Genomic DNA, 16,554 nt, shown 5'->3' on the forward strand with positions numbered 1-16,554 from the left:
CATGTCCGATCTTCGCACCCCCGACCGTCTCCCCGCCGACCGCGTCTTCGTGCGGGGGATCGAGCTGTTCGCCCATCACGGCCTCTATCCGGAGGAGGCGAGCCTCGGCCAGCGCTTCGTCGTCGATGTCGACTGGTGGCTCGACGCGCATCCGGCCGCCAGCCAGGACGACTACGACCAGACGGTGGGCTATCAGGAGGTGTTCGCGACGGTGAGCGCGGTGTCGTCCGGCCACCGCTTCCACATCCTCGAAGCCTTCGCCGAGGCCATCGCCGAGGCGGTGCTCGCCCGTTTCGCGCGGATCGAGCAGGTGCGCGTCGTGGTGCACAAGCCGAGCGCGCCGATCGCCGGGGTGTTCCGCGACGTCGGCGTCGATATCACCCGGCGTCGGCCGGCGGCCTGACGCCGGGGATCGGCACGTTCGGCAGGAATTCCGGCCCGCGGCTGGCGAGGAAATCGGCCAGCGCGGCGGCGGGGGGCGTCAGGCGCTTGGCGCCGCGCTTGACCACGAACCATTGCCGCACCACCGGCAGCCCCTCGACGTCGAGCGCCACCATGCGCCCGTCGGCGATCTCGGCGGCGACGGTGTGGGCAGAGAGGAAGGAGAGCCCGAGCCCGGCCATCACCGCCTGCTTGATGGTCTCGTTCGAGCCGATCTCCATGCCGATGCGGGGCTCCACCCCGGCATCGACGAAGAAGCGCTCCATCAGCGTGCGGGTGCCCGAGCCGTGCTCGCGCACGAGGAAGGTCGAGGCGACCAGTTCGCGGGCGGTGATGCGGCGGCCGTGAAACGGGTGGCCGGGCTCGGCGACGACGATGTGGGGGTGATCGCCGATCCGGCTCTCATCCACCTCCATGTCAACCGGCGGGCGGCCCATGATGGCGACGTCGATGGCGTCGCGGCGCAGCGCGGCGATGATGTCCTCGCGGTTGCCGACCACCAGCGCCACCTCGATGCTCGGGTGCAGCCGGGCGAAGGCGCCGAGCGCCTGCGGGGCGAAATACTTGGCGGTGGAGACGATACCCACCGAGACGCGGCCCGAATCGAGCCCCTTCATCGCGTCGAGCGCGGCGCCGCAATCGGCCATCGCCCGCTCGATTCGGGCGGCGGCGTTCAGCACCTCCCGCCCCGCGTCGCTGGGCAGGAAACGGTCGCCGGCGCGGTCGAGCAGGGGCAGGCCGATCTGCTCCTCCAGCAGCTGCACCTGCATGGTGATGGCCGGCGGGGTGACATGCATGAGCTTGGCGGCGCCCGTGACCGTGCCCGCGTCGATCACCGCGTTGAACGCCCGGAGCTGCTTCAGGGTGATGCCGCGCATGGCCGTAACTTTCAGAAACTCTGAATGAGACTGAAAGAATATTCGAATTTCCTTACGTCGCCAACTGGGGCATCGTGACATCAACAAAAAGGCGTCCGCCGCTTCGGGTTCCCCACTCGAAGGCTATCGGAAACGACACGCCGACAGGTCGCGAAAGACCGCAATTCAACCGGGGAAACGCCGTGTCACATCAGACGTTGGAGGACCACCTTGGCGGGTGGGCCGGAGCCGACACCCTGCGCCAGGCAGTGTCGCAGACCATCATCGCCCTCGCGACCACCGGCGTCGCCATCGCCGAGCTGATCAGCGCCGGCGCCCTTGCCGGCGAGATGGCGGCCGTGCGCGGCCAGCACGAGGTGGGCGGCGACAGCCAGAAGGAACTCGACGCGATCGCCGATGCGCTGGTCGCCGACGCCCTCAAGGCCGCCCCCGTCGCCCTGCTCGGTTCGGAAGAGGCGCCCGAGGCCGTCCTGCTCGATCCGGCGGCGCCGCTCGCCGTCGCGGTCGATCCGCTGGACGGGTCCTCGAACATCGACACCAACGTCTCGGTCGGCACCATCTTCTCGATCCTGCCCTTCGTCGGCCCGGAATCGCTGCTGCAGCCCGGCTCGCGCCAGCTCGCCGCCGGCTTCCTCGTCTACGGCCCCCAGCTCGCGCTGGTCGTCACCGTCGGCGAGGGCACTCAGGCTTATATCTACGACCGCGCCAGCGCCCGTTTCCGGCTGGTCCGCGAGCGGATCGCCATCCCGGCCGAGACCGGCGAATACGCCATCAACGGCTCCAATGCCCGGCACTGGGACGCGGGCGTGCGCAACTACATCACCGACTGCCAGGCCGGTGCCGAAGGCCCGCGCGGCAAGGATTTCAACACCCGCTGGATCGCCTCGATGGTGGCCGAGGCCTACCGCATCCTGGTGCGCGGCGGCATCTACCTCTATCCGGGCGATGCGCGCCGGGGCTATCACGAGGGCCGGCTGCGGCTGGTCTACGAGGCCAATCCCATCGCGCTGCTGATGCGCGAGGCGGGCGGCGCGGCCACGGACGGCTCGAGCCTCATCCTCGACATCGTGCCGACCAGCCTGCACCAGCGCGTGCCGCTGGTGTTCGGCTCGCGCAGCGAGGTCGAACGCGTCGCGCGCTACCACGTCGAGCCCGCCAACATCTCCGATCGCTCGCCCCTGTTCGGGCGCCGCGGCCTGCTCAGGGCGTGAGGGGAGCCGCCATGTCGATCCATCACCCGATCATTTCCGTCACCGGCTCCTCGGGCGCGGGCACCACCTCGGTGCGGCGCATCTTCGAGCAGATCTTCCGCCGCGAGAACGTCACCGCCGCCTATATCGAGGGCGACGCCTTCCACCGCTACGACCGCGCCGAGATGCGGCGCGTCATGGCCGAGGAGTCGACCCGCGGCAACAACCACTACAGCCATTTCGGGCCGGACTCGAACCTGTTCGAGGAGCTGGAGGAGACGTTCCGCTCCTATGCCCGCACCGGCACCGGCCGCAGCCGCCACTACATCCACGACGACAAGGAAGCCGAGGAGCACGGCGCCCCGCCCGGCACCTTCACCGCCTGGGAGGACCTGCCCGGCCCGACCGACCTGCTGTTCTACGAGGGCCTGCACGGCGCGGTGGTGAGCGGCAACGTCAATGTCGCCCGCTACGCGGACCTGAAGATCGGCGTCGTGCCGGTGATCAACCTCGAATGGATCCAGAAGATCCACCGCGACCGTTCGCATCGCGGCTATTCCACCGAGGCGGTGACCGACACGATACTGCGCCGCATGCCGGATTACGTGCACTATATCTGCCCGCAATTCGCCGAGACCGACATCAACTTCCAGCGCGTGCCGACGGTGGACACCTCCAACCCGTTCATCGCGCGCTGGATCCCGACCGCCGACGAATCCATCGTCGTGATCCGCTTCAAGAGCCCGCGCGGGATCGATTTCCCCTACCTGCTCTCGATGATCCAGGGCTCGTGGATGAGCCGCGCCAACTCGATCGTCATCCCCGGCGGCAAGCTCGACATCGCCATGCAGCTGATCCTGACGCCGATGATCCTGAACCTCGTCGAAAAGAAGCGGCGGGCCGCATGACCCGGGAGGAGGAAGACATGCTCACCAAGACCACCGTGCCGATCTTCTCCCCCGAGGGAGACACCACCGAGATCCCCTATCGCGACATGGCGAACGCGCTGCGCGCGCTGACCATGGACGCGGTGGAGCGGGCGAAGTCCGGCCATCCCGGCATGCCGATGGGCATGGCCGACGCGGCGACGGTGCTGTTCACCCGCTTCATGAAGGTCGACCCGTCCCGGCCCGACTGGGCCGACCGCGACCGCTTCGTCCTCTCCGCCGGCCACGGCTCGATGCTGGTCTATGCGATCCACCATCTGCTCGGCTATGCCGACATGGACATCGAGGAGATCAAGCGCTTCCGCCAGCACGGCTCGGCGACGCCCGGCCATCCGGAATACGGCCACACGCTCGGGGTGGAGACCACCACCGGCCCGCTCGGCAATGGCCTCACCACCGCGGTCGGCATGGCGCTGGCCGAGCGGATGATGAACGCGCGCTACGGCGACGAGCTGGTCGACCACCACACCTATGTCATCGCCGGCGACGGCTGCCTGATGGAGGGCATTTCCCACGAGGCGATCGACCTCGCCGGGCACCTCAAGCTCTCCAAGCTGATCGTGCTGTGGGACGACAACGGCATCTCGATCGACGGGGCGACCTCGCTGTCGACCTCGACCGACCAGATCGCCCGCTTCGAGGCGGCCGGCTGGGACGTGTTCCGCATCGACGGCCACGCCCATCACGCGCTGATCGACGCCATCGCCAAGGCGCGCAACACCAAGAAGCCCTCGCTGATTGCCTGCCGCACCACCATCGGCTACGGCGCGCCGAACAAGGCGGGCACCGAGGCCGTCCACGGCGCCCCGCTCGGCGCCGCCGAGATCGAGGGCGCGCGCGACCGGCTCGACTGGCCGCACGCCCCGTTCGAGATCCCGCTCGGCATCCGCTCGGCGTGGGAGCAGATCGCCGATCGCGGCCGCTACTCCCGCGAGGCGTGGGAGGACCGGCTGTCGGTCTCGGCGAACAAGGATGTGTTCGAGGCGGCGCTGTCGGGCGAACTGCCGGCGGATTTCGACGCGGCGTTTGAGGCCTACAAGGCCTCGCTCGTCGAGACGCAGCCCAAGGTCGCGACCCGCAAGGCGTCGGAAATGGCGCTCGCGGTCATCAACCAGGCGACCAGCCTCACCGTGGGCGGCTCGGCCGACCTCACCCATTCGAACCTGACGCTCACCAAGGACATGAAGTCGGTGACGCCGGGCAAATATGCCGGCCGCTACATCCATTACGGCATTCGCGAGCATGCCATGGCGGCGGTGATGAACGGCATCGCGCTGCACAAGGGGCTGATCCCCTATGGCGGCACCTTCCTGGTATTCTCCGACTATGCCCGCGGCGGCATCCGCCTGTCGGCGCTGATGGGGCTGCGCGTCGTCTACGTGCTGACGCATGACTCGATCGGCCTCGGCGAGGACGGTCCCACCCACCAGCCGGTCGAGCATCTCGCCATGCTCCGTGCGACGCCGAACCTCAACGTGTTCCGCCCGGCCGATGCGGTCGAGACGGCGGAGGCGTGGCAGGTCGCGCTCCATTCCGAGCGCACGCCCTCGGTGCTGGCGCTGTCGCGGCAGAACCTGCCGACGCTGCGCACCGACGTTTCCGAGAACCTCACCGCGCGGGGCGCCTATCTCATCCGCAAGCCGGAGCACCGGCGCGACGTCACGCTGCTGGCCACCGGCTCGGAGGTCGAGATCGCGCTGAAGGCCGCCGACATCCTCAAGGCGCGCGGCGTCGACGTCGCCGTCGTCTCCATGCCCTGCTGGGAGCTGTTCGAGCAGCAGAGCGAGGAGTACCGGCGCGGCGTGCTGGGCAAGGCCCCGCGCGTCGCCGTCGAGGCCGCCGCCCGCTTCGGCTGGGACCGCTGGCTCGGCGAGCGCGGCCGCTTCGTCGGCATGAACGGCTTCGGCGCCTCCGCCCCCGCCCCCGAACTCTACGAGCATTTCGGCATCACGCCGGACGCGGTGGCGAACGCCGCCTGCCAGCTCGTGACCTGTATCTGAGGAGAGGCCGATGGCCCGCATCACCCTTCGCCAGCTTCTCGACCACGCGGCCGAGCACAGCTACGGCGTGCCCGCCTTCAACATCAACAACATGGAGCAGGGCCTCGCGATCATGGAGGCGGCCAACGCGGTCGATGCCCCGGTGATCATGCAGGCGAGCCGGGGCGCGCGCTCCTACGCCAACGACATCATGCTCGCCAAGATGATCGAGGCGCTGTCGGAGATGTATCCGCACATCCCCCTGTGCATGCATCAGGACCACGGGAACAACGAGGCGACCTGCCTCTCGGCGATCCAGCACGGCTTCACCTCGGTGATGATGGACGGCTCGCTGAAGGAGGACGCCAAGACCCCGGCCGATTACGACTACAATGTCGGCATTACCCGCCGCGTGGTCGACGCCGCGCACTGGGTCGGCGCCTCGGTGGAGGGCGAGCTCGGCGTGCTCGGCTCGCTGGAACACGGCGCCGGCGAGCAGGAGGACGGCCACGGCGCCGAGGGCACCCTCTCCCACGACCAGCTTCTCACCGATCCCGACCAGGCGGTGGATTTCGTCGCCCGGACCAAGGTCGACGCGCTGGCCATCGCCATGGGCACCTCGCACGGCGCCTACAAGTTCTCGCGCCAGCCCGACGGCGACATCCTCGCCATGAACGTGATCGAGGAGATCCACCGCCGGCTGCCGAGCATCCATCTCGTCATGCACGGCTCCTCCTCGGTGCCGCAGGCGCTGCAGGACCTGTTCAACGCCTCGGGCGGCGAGATGCCGCAGACCTGGGGCGTGCCGGTGGAGGAGATCGTGCGCGGCATCCGCCACGGCGTGCGCAAGGTGAACATCGACACGGACTGCCGCCTCGCCATGACCGCGCAGTTCCGCAAGGTGGCGCAGGCGAACAAGGCCGAGTTCGACCCGCGCAAGTTCCTCAAGCCCGCCATGGACGCCATGCGCGACCTGTGCCGGGAACGTTTCGAGCAGTTCGGCACCGCCGGCCATGCCTCGAAGATCAAGGTGCTGCCGCTGGCGGCCATGGCCAAGCGCTATGCCTCCGGCGCGCTCGATCCGGTGATCGGCACCGCCCGCGCGGCAGCAGAATGACGACGTGACGGTTTGAGAACTCTCTCGGACAGAGTCATCCCGGCCGCAGCCGAAGGCGGAGAGCCGGGATCGCCCGCCGAGATGTCCTGACGATCCCGGACATGGCCTGCGGCCATTCCGGGATGACGCGGGCGGAAGGGTTCTCAAGCCGCTTCCAGGCGGCCCGAGCGGCCGAACGGAACAGACAGAACCGAGGCGACCCTCCACGGCGCGCAGCCCCTGCGCGCCGGCGGGAGAGCCTTGTCCAGAATTCATACGGGAGCAGAGCCATGGGCACGATCGAGAAGACCAAGCCGGCCGCCGAGAAGAAGCGCGACCGCTACAGCGCGGGCGTGATGGAATACCGCAAGATGGGCTACTGGCAGCCCGACTACGAGCCCAAGGACACCGACGTCATCGCCCTGTTCCGCATCACCCCGCAGGACGGCGTCGACCCGATCGAGGCGTCCGCGGCGGTGGCCGGGGAGAGCTCCACCGCCACCTGGACGGTGGTGTGGACCGACCGCCTGACCGCCTGCGACAAGTACCGGGCGAAGTGCTACCGCGTCGACCCCGTGCCGAACGCGCCGGACCAGTGGTTCGCCTACATCGCCTACGACCTCGACCTGTTCGAGAACGGCTCGATCGCCAACCTGTCGGCGTCGATCATCGGCAACGTGTTCGGCTTCAAGCCGCTCAAGGCGCTGCGCCTCGAGGACATGCGGCTGCCGATCGCCTACATCAAGACCTTCGACGGCCCGGCCACCGGCATCGTCGTGGAGCGCGAGCGGCTCGACAAGTTCGGCCGGCCGCTGCTGGGCGCCACCGTCAAGCCGAAGCTCGGCCTGTCCGGCCGCAACTATGGCCGCGTGGTCTACGAGGCGCTGAAGGGCGGGCTCGACTTCACCAAGGACGACGAGAACATCAATTCGCAGCAGTTCATGCACTGGCGCGACCGCTTCCTCTACTGCATGGAGGCGGTGAACAAGGCGCAGGCGATGAGCGGCGAGGTGAAGGGCACCTACCTCAACGTCACCGCCGGCACGATGGAGGACATGTACGAGCGCGCCGAGTTCGCCAAGGAACTCGGCTCCTCGATCGTGATGATCGACCTCGTCATCGGCTACACGGCGATCCAGTCCATGTCGAAGTGGGCGCGCCGCAACGACATGATCCTGCACCTGCACCGCGCCGGCCACTCGACCTATACCCGCCAGCGCTCGCACGGCGTGTCGTTCCGCGTCATCACCAAGTGGATGCGCCTCGCCGGCGTCGACCACATCCATGCCGGCACGGTGGTGGGCAAGCTGGAGGGCGACCCCCACACCACCAAGGGCTATTACGACCTCTGCCGTGAGGATTTCGTGCCGCAGAACCTCACCCACGGCATCTTCTTCGACCAGCCCTGGGCCTCGACCCGCAAGCTGATGCCGGTGGCCTCGGGCGGCATCCATGCCGGCCAGATGCACCAGCTCATCGACCTGCTCGGCGAAGACGTGGTGCTGCAGTTCGGCGGCGGCACCATCGGCCACCCGATGGGCATCCAGGCCGGCGCCATCGCCAACCGCGTCGCGCTGGAGGCGATGATCTTCGCCCGTAACGAGGGCCGCGACATCGTCAACGAGGGTCCCGAGATCCTGAAGGCCGCGGCCCGGCACTGCCTGCCGCTGAAGCAGGCGCTCGATACGTGGAAGGACGTGACCTTCAACTACACCTCGACCGACACGCCCGACTTCGTGCCGCAGGTGACCGCGGCGGAGTGAGCCAACCCTCGTGTCCCGAACGAGCGGAGCGGAACGCGCAGCGCCGATCCGGGACACCGCGGAAAACCGCACCTGCCCCCGTCATGGCCGGGCTTGACCCGGCCATCCACGACTTCCGCCGCGAGACGTGGATCCCCGGGACAAGCCCGGGGATGACGGATCGCCACCCGATATCGCCGATTGAGGACACCACCATGCGCCTGACCCAGGGAGCCTTCTCCTTCCTCCCCGACCTCACCGATGCCCAGATCGCCACCCAGGTGCAGTACTGCATCGACAAGGGCTGGGCGGTGAACATCGAGTACACCGACGACCCGCACCCGCGGAACACCTACTGGGAACTGTGGGGCCTGCCGATGTTCGACGTGAAGGACGCCGCCGGCGTCATGTTCGAGCTGGCCGAGTGCCGCAAGGCGCATGCGGGCCGCTACTACATCCGCATCTCCGCCTTCGATTCGACCCATACGTGGGAATCGCTGCGCCTCTCCTTCATCACCGACCGCCCCGCCGAGGAGCCCGGCTTCGCGCTGGAGCGGCAGGAGGTGGGCGGGCGCGGCATCCGCTACACGACCCGCGCCTATGCCGCGAACAAGCCCGAGGGCGCGCGCTACTGATCGCGCCGCGCGGCCCGCGCCAACCGGCCGCGGGCCCGCGATCGGTCCGATCGGTCTGATCGGTCTGATCATCCACCTCACTGCACTGACCGGTCTGATCGTCCACCTCACTGCACTGATCGGTCACTCCGACCGACCCGACCCTGAACTCTTCGCGGCCGACCCGTTCCTCCCCGGCCGCGAGTGGGCCGATCCGGTATCCCGCGCCCGGATCGGCCCCTTTCCTTCTCGCCCCCGCGCCCCCGGGAAGGGGCCGCGCCCCGGCCGACGGAGCCTTCGCCATGGACGCCATGACCGACGAACGCCTTGAAACGACAGAGGAAATCGCGCCGCCCCGCGCGGCGATCGACTTGCGCGCCGAGTTCGCCGACTCCGGTCTCGCCGAGATCTTCGCCGAGCTCGACCGCGATCTGATCGGGCTCAAGCCGGTCAAGGACCGGCTGCGCGAGATCGCCGCGCTGCTGCTGGTCGACCGGGCGCGGGCGCATTTCGGCCTCTCCGCCATCAGCCCGACGCTGCATATGAGCTTCACCGGAAATCCAGGCACCGGCAAGACCACCGTCGCCCTGCGCATGGCCGAAATCCTGCACAAACTTGGCTATGTGCGTAAAGGACACCTCGTCACCGTGACGCGCGATGATCTCGTCGGCCAGTATATCGGACATACCGCGCCGAAAACGAAAGAAATACTTAAGAAAGCGATGGGCGGCGTGTTGTTCATCGACGAGGCGTATTATCTCTACCGTCCGGAGAACGAACGTGACTATGGCCAGGAGGCGATCGAGATTCTGCTGCAGGTGATGGAGAACCAGCGCGACGACCTCGTCGTCATCCTCGCCGGCTATGCCGACCGCATGGAGCGCTTCTTCACCGCCAATCCGGGCTTCCGCTCAAGGGTTGCTCATCATATTGATTTTCCTGACTATTCTTCGGTCGAACTGAACGCCATCGGCGACCGCATCCTCGCCGGCATGAACTACCGGTTCAGCCCGGAGGCGGCAGCGGCGTTCGAGCGCTATGTCGAGCTGCGCAAGACGCAGCCGCATTTCGCCAATGGCCGCTCGATCCGCAATGCCCTCGACCGCGCCCGCCTGCGCCAGGCCAACCGCCTGTTCAACGCGCCACGCCCGGTGACCGCCGACGATCTCGTGACCCTCGATGCCGAAGACATCCTCGCCAGCCGGGTTTTCTCAGGCGGCATCGATAGTTACCCCCCGCTCCGCCCGGAGGACGCCCGATGAGCACGCCCCTGATCGCCCCCTCCATGCTCGCCTCCGACTTCGCCCGCCTCGGCGAGGAAGTGCGCGACGTCGCGGCCGCCGGCGCCGACTGGATCCATCTCGACGTGATGGACGGCCATTTCGTGCCCAACATCACCTTCGGCCCCGACGTCATCAAGGCGATCCGCCCCTGCACCGACAAGCTGTTCGACGTCCACCTGATGATCTCACCGGTCGAACCCTACCTCGAGGCCTTCGCCAGAGCCGGCGCCGACATCATAACCGTGCAGGCCGAGGCGACCGATCATCTCGATCGCTGCCTGCAGGTGATCCGCTCGCTCGGCAAAAAGGCCGGCGTGGCGCTGAACCCGGCGACGCCGGAAAGCGTGGTGCAGTACATCCTCGACAAGGTCGACCTGATCCTGCCGATGACCGTCAATCCCGGCTTTGGCGGCCAGGCCTTCATCCGCGACGTGCTGCCGAAGGTCGAGCGCCTCAGGGCGATGATCGGCTCGCGTCCGATCCATCTCGAGATCGACGGCGGCGTGAACCCGGAAACCGGCGCGCTTTGCGTCGCGGCCGGCGCCGACGTGCTGGTGGCGGGATCGGCGGTGTTCAAGGGCGGGATCGAAGGCTATCGCGCCAACATCACCGCGATCCGCGCGGCGGGACGCGCCGCCCGCGCCGAAGCGGCCTGACCGGACAGCGCCATGCGTGTCGAGGCACTCATTTTTGACGTCGACGGCACCCTCGCCGAGACCGAGGAGGTGCATCGGCAGGCCTTCAACGAGAGCTTCGCCCGGTTCGGTCTGCCGTGGATTTGGAGCCAGACGCTATATTCGAAACTGCTCGACGTCACCGGCGGCAAAGAGCGCATCCGCCACTACGTCGCCGCCTATGATCCGCCCGGCGGCGCGACGGCGCTGGATCGGGCCACCGAAATCCACGCCGACAAGACGGCGCGCTACACCGCGATGGTCGAGGCCGGCGCAGCCCATCTGCGACCAGGCGTGCGACGGCTCATCGAGGAAGCCCGCAAGCGCGGCGTCCGCCTCGCCATCGCGACGACGACGAGTGCGCCCAATGTCGACGCGCTGCTCCGCGCGGCCTTCGGCGCGGAGGCGGATCGCATCTTCGAGGTGATCGGCGCGGGTGACATCGTTCCCGCCAAGAAGCCGGCGCCGGACATCTACCGCTATGTCCTCGACGAACTGCGCATGCCGAGCTTCGCCTGCCTCGCGCTGGAGGATTCCCGAAACGGCCTCGAAGCGGCGCGGGCCGCCGGCCTGCCGACGCTGGTGACGCCAAGCCTCTATACCGCCCACCAGCAGTTCCCCGGTGCGATGGCGGTCATTCCCAACCTCGACACGCCGCCGGTGACGCTCGAGATCCTTTCCCGCTGGCGCGCCGCCGATCCCGCCTGGCAGCGCTGAAGAGCCCTAAAAGCCTTCCGATCCGGCCGCCGACAGCCTAGAGCTAGGCGAACACCCTTGCCGGAGTAAGCCCGATGCCGCGCGACGCCGAGATCCAGCCCATTCGCCTCGGCGATTACCGGCCGCCCAACTGGCTGGTCGACACGGTTTCGCTCGATGTGCGGCTGCATCCGACCGCGACGCGGGTCATCGCCCGCCTCGCCCTGCGGCCCAACCCGGCGGGCGTTGCCGGCGCACCCCTTATGCTCGACGGCGACGAACTCGATCTCGTCCGCGTCGCCCTCGACGGGGTGCCGCTGGCCGGAACAGCATTTGTCGCGACGCCTTTTTCGCTCGTCCTGCCCGCACCGCCGAGCCGACCGTTGACGCTGGAGATCGAGACGGTCATCGACCCCTCGGCCAACACCAAGCTGATGGGCCTCTACCGCTCCGGCAACGCCTACTGCACCCAGTGCGAGGCCGAGGGCTTCCGGCGTATCACCTATTTCCCTGACCGGCCGGACGTGCTGGCGGTCTACACGACGCGCATCGAGGCCGAGCAGGAAGAGGCGCCGGTTCTGCTGGGCAACGGCAACCTCGTGGAGAGCGGCCTCGTCGCAGACACGACGCGCCATTACGCCATCTGGCATGATCCCTGGCCGAAGCCTTGTTACCTGTTCGCGCTGGTCGGCGGGCAGTTGGACAGGATCACCGACCGGTTTGTGACCGCTTCAGGCCGTCAGGTCGATCTCGGCATCTATGTCGAGCCGGGCAAGACCGGTCGTGCTGGCTATGCGATGGACGCGCTCAAGCGCTCCATGCGCTGGGACGAGACGGTGTTCGGCTGCGAGTATGACCTCGACGTCTTCAACATCGTCGCGGTCGCCGACTTCAACATGGGCGCCATGGAGAACAAGGGCCTCAACATCTTCAACGACAAATACGTGCTGGCGAGCCCGGAGACGGCGACGGACGCGGATTATGCGAATATCGAGGCCATCATCGCCCACGAATACTTCCATAACTGGACCGGCAACCGCATCACCTGTCGGGACTGGTTCCAGCTCTGCCTCAAGGAAGGGCTCACGGTTTTCCGGGACCAGGAGTTCTCGTCGGACGAGCGCTCGCGCCCGGTCAAGCGCATCGCTGACGTCCGGTTGCTGAAGAGCCATCAATTCCCCGAGGACGCCGGACCGCTGGCGCACCCGGTCCGCCCGCAGATCTATCGTGAGATCAACAACTTCTACACGGCGACCGTCTACGAGAAGGGCGCTGAGATCGTGCGGATGCTGAAGGTGGTGCTGGGAGCGGAGACGTTTCGCGACGGCATGGATCTCTACTTCACCCGGCACGATGGCGATGCGGCCACCATCGAAGACTTCCTCGCCTGTTTCGCCGAGGCATCGGGCCGTGATCTGACCCAGTTCGCGCTCTGGTATTTGCAGGCCGGAACACCGATGGTGGCTGTTTCCGGCAGCTGGGATCCGAGCACATCAACGTTTCGTCTCGACGTTTCCCAGACCGTCCCGCCAACGCCCGGCCAAGGCGACAAGCAGCCGATGGTCATCCCACTGACGGTGGGCCTGGTCGGGCCCGATGGCCGCGACATACCCTTAGTCTCCGGCGAGGGAAGCCACGTCACAAATGGTACGGCCATCGTGACCGAGCGCGAGCAGAGCTTCACCTTTCATCATGTTACCAGCCGGCCGGTGCCTTCGCTCAATCGCGGTTTCTCGGCACCGGTGAGGCTGACCACCAACCTCGGCAGTGCCGACCTGCTGTTTCTCGCCCGCCACGACAGCGATCCGTTCAACCGGTTCGAGGCCGTCCAGACCCTCGCCCTCGCCCATCTCGTGGCCGAGGCCCGACCCGGCGCTAGTCGGACGGAAGCAAGCGAACTCATCGAAGCGCTGGGCGCCATGCTGGTCGACCCGATGCTGGACCCGGCCTTCGTCGCTCAGGCGCTATCCCTCCCCTCCGAGAACGACATCGCCCGCGAGATCGGCGGCAATGTCGATCCCGACACGGTGCTGGCCGCGCGCAAAGGGCTACGCGAGGCGATTGGAAGGGCGATCGGCGATGCGCTGGACGAGACCTATCGCCGTCTCGCCCGACCGGCCGTCTATTCCCCGGGCGCGGCATCGGCCGGCCAGAGGGCATTGAAGAATGTCTGCCTCGATCTGCTGGCAATTGGCGGCGGCGGCGAGGCGGTCGCACGGGCCCTAGCCCAGTACCGCGGAGCCGACAACATGACCGACCGGTTTGCGGCTCTCGCCACGCTGGTGCATCAGGCGCCGGGCGACCGGGAGGCGGCGCTGGCCGATTTCTACGCGCGTTTCGAGGGCGACCCGCTTGTGGTCGACAAGTGGATGGCGCTGCAGGCACAGATCGCCGATGCGCAGGCGCTCGATCGGGTTGTGTCGCTGATGCGGCACCCGGCCTTCTCGCTCGGCAACCCCAATCGCGTGCGCGGGCTTGTCGGTGCCTTCGCAACCGCTAATCCGACTCAGTTCCACCGAGCTGACGGCGCCGGCCACGTCTTCCTGGCAGACACCGTGCTGGAGATCGATGGCCGCAATCCCCAGTTGGCGGCGCGCCTGCTGGGGGCGTTCAACAGCTGGCGGATACTCGAGCCGATCCGGCGCGCCTCCGCGGAGGCCGCGTTGCGTCGCGTTGCGGAAACGACGGGCCTCTCGCCTGATGTCGCGGATATTGCCAGCCGGTCGCTCGCTTAGCCTCAGGGCGAGTGGCACGGCCGGCGCCGCTAGTATATCGTGACGAGGCTTCCCACCCGGGCTGACCACGGCCTTTGATGACTCGACGCCGCCCCACCTCCTACGGCGATGACGCGCTTCCGGCCAAGGCGACTGAAGTCGCCGCGCGCGCCTTCGGCCACGCGGCCGCTGCGCTGTGCGAAACCGATCGAGACCTCGTCATCCGCCTGGCCAACGCGGCCTTCGGGCAGCTTTTCGGGATGCCGCCTTCGGAACTCATCGGTCGGAGAATGGGAGTGGCAGTCCCGGCCCTGGCGGCGGTGGAAGCGCAGCTGCGGGACACGTCGGCGGAAGCGCCGGTCGGCCGGGAATGCTCCTGCCACAGGGACGGGATGACGCTCGCCGTCGCGTCCGTGCGCACCGCCGATGGCTACTCGATCGCGGTGCGCGACGTCACGGGGGAGCAGCGCGTCCTGGCATTGCTGCAGGAATCCGTCGAGCGGTCGAGCTTCGCCCTCGACAGTGCCGGACAGTGGGTGTGGGATTTCGACATCGTCGCCAACAAGGTGTGGCGCTCGCCCCAGTGGAAGCGTGCGCTTGGCTTCGAGCCGGCGGAACTCGCCGACGAGGATGAACCCTGGCGCATCGTCCACCCTTCCGACCGCCGGAACGTCGACAACGCGATGACCGGCATATTGCAGGGCAAGCGGACCAGCTTCGAGGCAACCTACCGTCTGCGCCACCGGGACGGGACATGGCGCTGGATCCTCAGCCGCGGCACGGTCATCGCCTTCGCGCCGGATGGGTCGCCCGCCCGCGTGCTTGCGACCAGCGTGGATATCACGCACCAGAAGGAAATCGAGCGGGAACTCGAGGCCACGATCCGCCAGCGGAAGGCGCTCGAGCACGATCTCGTCCTGGCGAACCGTCGCCTGCGCATGCTGGCCGAGATCGACAGCCTGACCGAACTGCCGAACCGGCGGAAGTTCGACAAAGTGCTGGAACGGGAGTTTCGCCGCGTGCGCCGCGACAATCCGACCATGGCACTGCTCATGATCGACGTCGATTATTTCAAGAAATTCAACGACCTATACGGTCATCCGGCGGGCGACGAGTGCTTGCGCTCGGTTGCCGAAGCGCTCCAGCACGTGGTCCGCGCCAGCCGCGACATCGTCACCCGCTATGGCGGCGAGGAATTCGCCGCGATCATCGTCAACACCGCCGAAGATGAAGCGCGAAGCGTGGCCAAGCGCATGGCCGACGCCGTGCAGGGGCTCGCCATACCGCACGCGGGCAGTCCTTTCGGCGTGGTCACGATCTGCGTCGGCCTGACGCTGTTCGGCCTGCAGAACCGCACCGTGTCACCGACGCCGCAACGCCTGCTGCAGGCGTCGGATCAGGCGCTCTATGCCGCCAAGGATGCCGGCCGCAACCGCGTTGCCATCGCCCGCCTCGCGAGCGACGGCTCGGTCGCAACGGACCTTGCGGATGTGCGACCCTCGCTATCGGCGGGGATCACCGAGCCTCAATAGTCGATCACACCGTCAAGCGCATAGTGCTTGACGCTCGTACGGTTCGCGATGAGCTGCTCGACCGTCGGCTCGCCCTTCATCGCCCGGTCGAGCGCCAGCTTCATGGCCTCGTAGTTGGTCCGGTAAAGGTCCGCCTTGTCGAGATTGGGGTCTTCCGCGCAGCGCGGGTCGAGCCAGACCATGACGATCATGCAGATGTCGTCGACCACGTCCTTCGGCAGAATGCCCTCGATCAACGCATCCACAATGGCGTCGCCGATGGCGCCCTGCACCACGCCGCCGAGCAGGTCGACATATTCGAGGGTATGAATCGTGGCCTTCGTGGTCATCATCGTGGCCGGCCGCACCTGTTGGTTGAGGTCGCGCACCACGAACATGCGGGTATGGCCCTGAACCTGCCCCATCATCGCGGCGAAAGCGTGCCCGGCGGGGCCCCGAACCGAGCCGATCAGCACCTCGGGCATGGCATCGGTGAACTGACCATCGGCGGCCAGAACGGTGGCTTCACCGGTACGGAACCAGATTTCGGACATGGCGCGCTCCCTCTCGTTTCGTGGCCCGCATAGCACCTCACGGGTGCCCGCGTCCATGCCGGCGGCACGGCTCCTGCCGTACCCGCCGCCCCACCACCCTCTGGTTGCCGCCGCGCCAACTTGACTCCCCGGGACTCTGGACAGGGAGGGTACGATTCGATTCAAATCGTAGTGATTCGGAGAGAGGGGCACGTCGCTCCGGTCGCTGAGAACAAAACGTTATTTGGGCTGCGGG

At 67.5% G+C, this 16,554-nt stretch carries 14 protein-coding genes; 12 read left to right on the top strand and 2 right to left on the bottom strand.

Annotation, left to right across the window (positions count from 1 at the left end; translation table 11 throughout):
• The first annotated feature begins 1 nt into the window (after position 1).
• Positions 2-403 (top strand): dihydroneopterin aldolase, encoded by a 402-nt coding sequence (gene folB / locus ACEUEL_RS11930; protein WP_405705251.1) that lies wholly within the window; start codon positions 2-4, stop codon positions 401-403.
• Here folB and ACEUEL_RS11935 read toward each other — a convergent pair.
• On the bottom strand, positions 378-1,319 hold the full coding sequence (locus ACEUEL_RS11935) for a LysR family transcriptional regulator (protein ID WP_405705253.1): 942 nt from the start codon (positions 1,317-1,319) through the stop codon (positions 378-380). The two genes, folB and ACEUEL_RS11935, sit on opposite strands and share 26 nt — an antisense overlap.
• A 182-nt stretch (positions 1,320-1,501) precedes the next feature.
• Here ACEUEL_RS11935 and ACEUEL_RS11940 point away from each other — a divergent pair, with 182 nt between their 5' ends.
• The 11 genes from ACEUEL_RS11940 to ACEUEL_RS11990 all read left to right on the top strand — a co-directional run bounded on the left by ACEUEL_RS11940 (position 1,502) and on the right by ACEUEL_RS11990 (position 15,786).
• Complete coding sequence (locus tag ACEUEL_RS11940) at positions 1,502-2,530, top strand: class 1 fructose-bisphosphatase (protein WP_405705256.1); 1,029 nt, start codon at positions 1,502-1,504, stop codon at positions 2,528-2,530.
• A gap of 11 nt (positions 2,531-2,541) precedes the next feature.
• Positions 2,542-3,417, top strand: coding sequence for a phosphoribulokinase (locus ACEUEL_RS11945; RefSeq protein ID WP_405705258.1), 876 nt, complete (start codon positions 2,542-2,544; stop codon positions 3,415-3,417).
• 86 nt (positions 3,418-3,503) lie between these two features.
• Complete coding sequence (tkt, locus tag ACEUEL_RS11950) at positions 3,504-5,456, top strand: transketolase (RefSeq protein ID WP_405706734.1); 1,953 nt, start codon at positions 3,504-3,506, stop codon at positions 5,454-5,456.
• Positions 5,457-5,466: 10 nt separating this feature from the next.
• A complete protein-coding gene (gene fba / locus ACEUEL_RS11955; RefSeq protein ID WP_405705261.1) occupies positions 5,467-6,552 on the top strand; it encodes a class II fructose-bisphosphate aldolase in 1,086 nt (361 codons plus the stop codon).
• Positions 6,553-6,821: 269 nt separating this feature from the next.
• On the top strand, positions 6,822-8,294 hold the full coding sequence (locus ACEUEL_RS11960) for a form I ribulose bisphosphate carboxylase large subunit (RefSeq protein ID WP_405705264.1): 1,473 nt from the start codon (positions 6,822-6,824) through the stop codon (positions 8,292-8,294).
• 194 nt (positions 8,295-8,488) lie between these two features.
• The gene (locus ACEUEL_RS11965; protein WP_405705266.1) at positions 8,489-8,908 is read left to right on the top strand and encodes a ribulose bisphosphate carboxylase small subunit; all 420 of its coding nucleotides are present in this window, start codon (positions 8,489-8,491) and stop codon (positions 8,906-8,908) included.
• A 281-nt stretch (positions 8,909-9,189) separates the two neighbouring features.
• Positions 9,190-10,149, top strand: coding sequence for a CbbX protein (cbbX, locus tag ACEUEL_RS11970; protein WP_405705269.1), 960 nt, complete (start codon positions 9,190-9,192; stop codon positions 10,147-10,149).
• A complete protein-coding gene (gene rpe, locus ACEUEL_RS11975) occupies positions 10,146-10,826 on the top strand; it encodes a ribulose-phosphate 3-epimerase (protein WP_405705272.1) in 681 nt (226 codons plus the stop codon). The genes cbbX and rpe overlap by 4 nt, the downstream gene beginning before the upstream one ends.
• Before the next feature lie 12 nt (positions 10,827-10,838).
• A complete protein-coding gene (locus ACEUEL_RS11980) occupies positions 10,839-11,561 on the top strand; it encodes an HAD family hydrolase (RefSeq protein ID WP_405705275.1) in 723 nt (240 codons plus the stop codon).
• A 74-nt stretch (positions 11,562-11,635) separates the two neighbouring features.
• Positions 11,636-14,275: an aminopeptidase N gene (gene pepN, locus ACEUEL_RS11985; protein ID WP_405705277.1), complete on the top strand. Its 2,640-nt coding sequence runs from the start codon at positions 11,636-11,638 to the stop codon at positions 14,273-14,275.
• Between the two features lie 77 nt (positions 14,276-14,352).
• Positions 14,353-15,786 carry a sensor domain-containing diguanylate cyclase gene (locus tag ACEUEL_RS11990; RefSeq protein ID WP_405705280.1) on the top strand — a complete coding sequence of 478 codons (1,434 nt, stop codon included), beginning with the start codon at positions 14,353-14,355 and terminating at the stop codon, positions 15,784-15,786.
• Here the strand turns inward: ACEUEL_RS11990 and fae are convergent.
• Positions 15,780-16,319, bottom strand: coding sequence for a formaldehyde-activating enzyme (gene fae / locus ACEUEL_RS11995; protein ID WP_405706736.1), 540 nt, complete (start codon positions 16,317-16,319; stop codon positions 15,780-15,782). The genes ACEUEL_RS11990 and fae overlap by 7 nt on opposite strands.
• Positions 16,320-16,554: the final 235 nt, after the last annotated feature.

The sequence above is a fragment of the Ancylobacter terrae genome (genome assembly GCF_045108345.1).
Lineage (GTDB): Bacteria > Pseudomonadota > Alphaproteobacteria > Rhizobiales > Xanthobacteraceae > Ancylobacter.

Coding starts and splice junctions, on each gene's coding strand:
- folB (WP_405705251.1), top strand. CDS start 2: ATGTCCGATCTTCGCACCCCCGACCGTCTCCCCGCCGACCGCGTCTTC.
- ACEUEL_RS11935 (WP_405705253.1), bottom strand. CDS start 1,319: ATGCGCGGCATCACCCTGAAGCAGCTCCGGGCGTTCAACGCGGTGATC.
- ACEUEL_RS11945 (WP_405705258.1), top strand. CDS start 2,542: ATGTCGATCCATCACCCGATCATTTCCGTCACCGGCTCCTCGGGCGCG.
- tkt (WP_405706734.1), top strand. CDS start 3,504: ATGGCGAACGCGCTGCGCGCGCTGACCATGGACGCGGTGGAGCGGGCG.
- fba (WP_405705261.1), top strand. CDS start 5,467: ATGGCCCGCATCACCCTTCGCCAGCTTCTCGACCACGCGGCCGAGCAC.
- ACEUEL_RS11960 (WP_405705264.1), top strand. CDS start 6,822: ATGGGCACGATCGAGAAGACCAAGCCGGCCGCCGAGAAGAAGCGCGAC.
- ACEUEL_RS11965 (WP_405705266.1), top strand. CDS start 8,489: ATGCGCCTGACCCAGGGAGCCTTCTCCTTCCTCCCCGACCTCACCGAT.
- cbbX (WP_405705269.1), top strand. CDS start 9,190: ATGGACGCCATGACCGACGAACGCCTTGAAACGACAGAGGAAATCGCG.
- rpe (WP_405705272.1), top strand. CDS start 10,146: ATGAGCACGCCCCTGATCGCCCCCTCCATGCTCGCCTCCGACTTCGCC.
- ACEUEL_RS11980 (WP_405705275.1), top strand. CDS start 10,839: ATGCGTGTCGAGGCACTCATTTTTGACGTCGACGGCACCCTCGCCGAG.
- pepN (WP_405705277.1), top strand. CDS start 11,636: ATGCCGCGCGACGCCGAGATCCAGCCCATTCGCCTCGGCGATTACCGG.
- ACEUEL_RS11990 (WP_405705280.1), top strand. CDS start 14,353: ATGACTCGACGCCGCCCCACCTCCTACGGCGATGACGCGCTTCCGGCC.
- fae (WP_405706736.1), bottom strand. CDS start 16,319: ATGTCCGAAATCTGGTTCCGTACCGGTGAAGCCACCGTTCTGGCCGCC.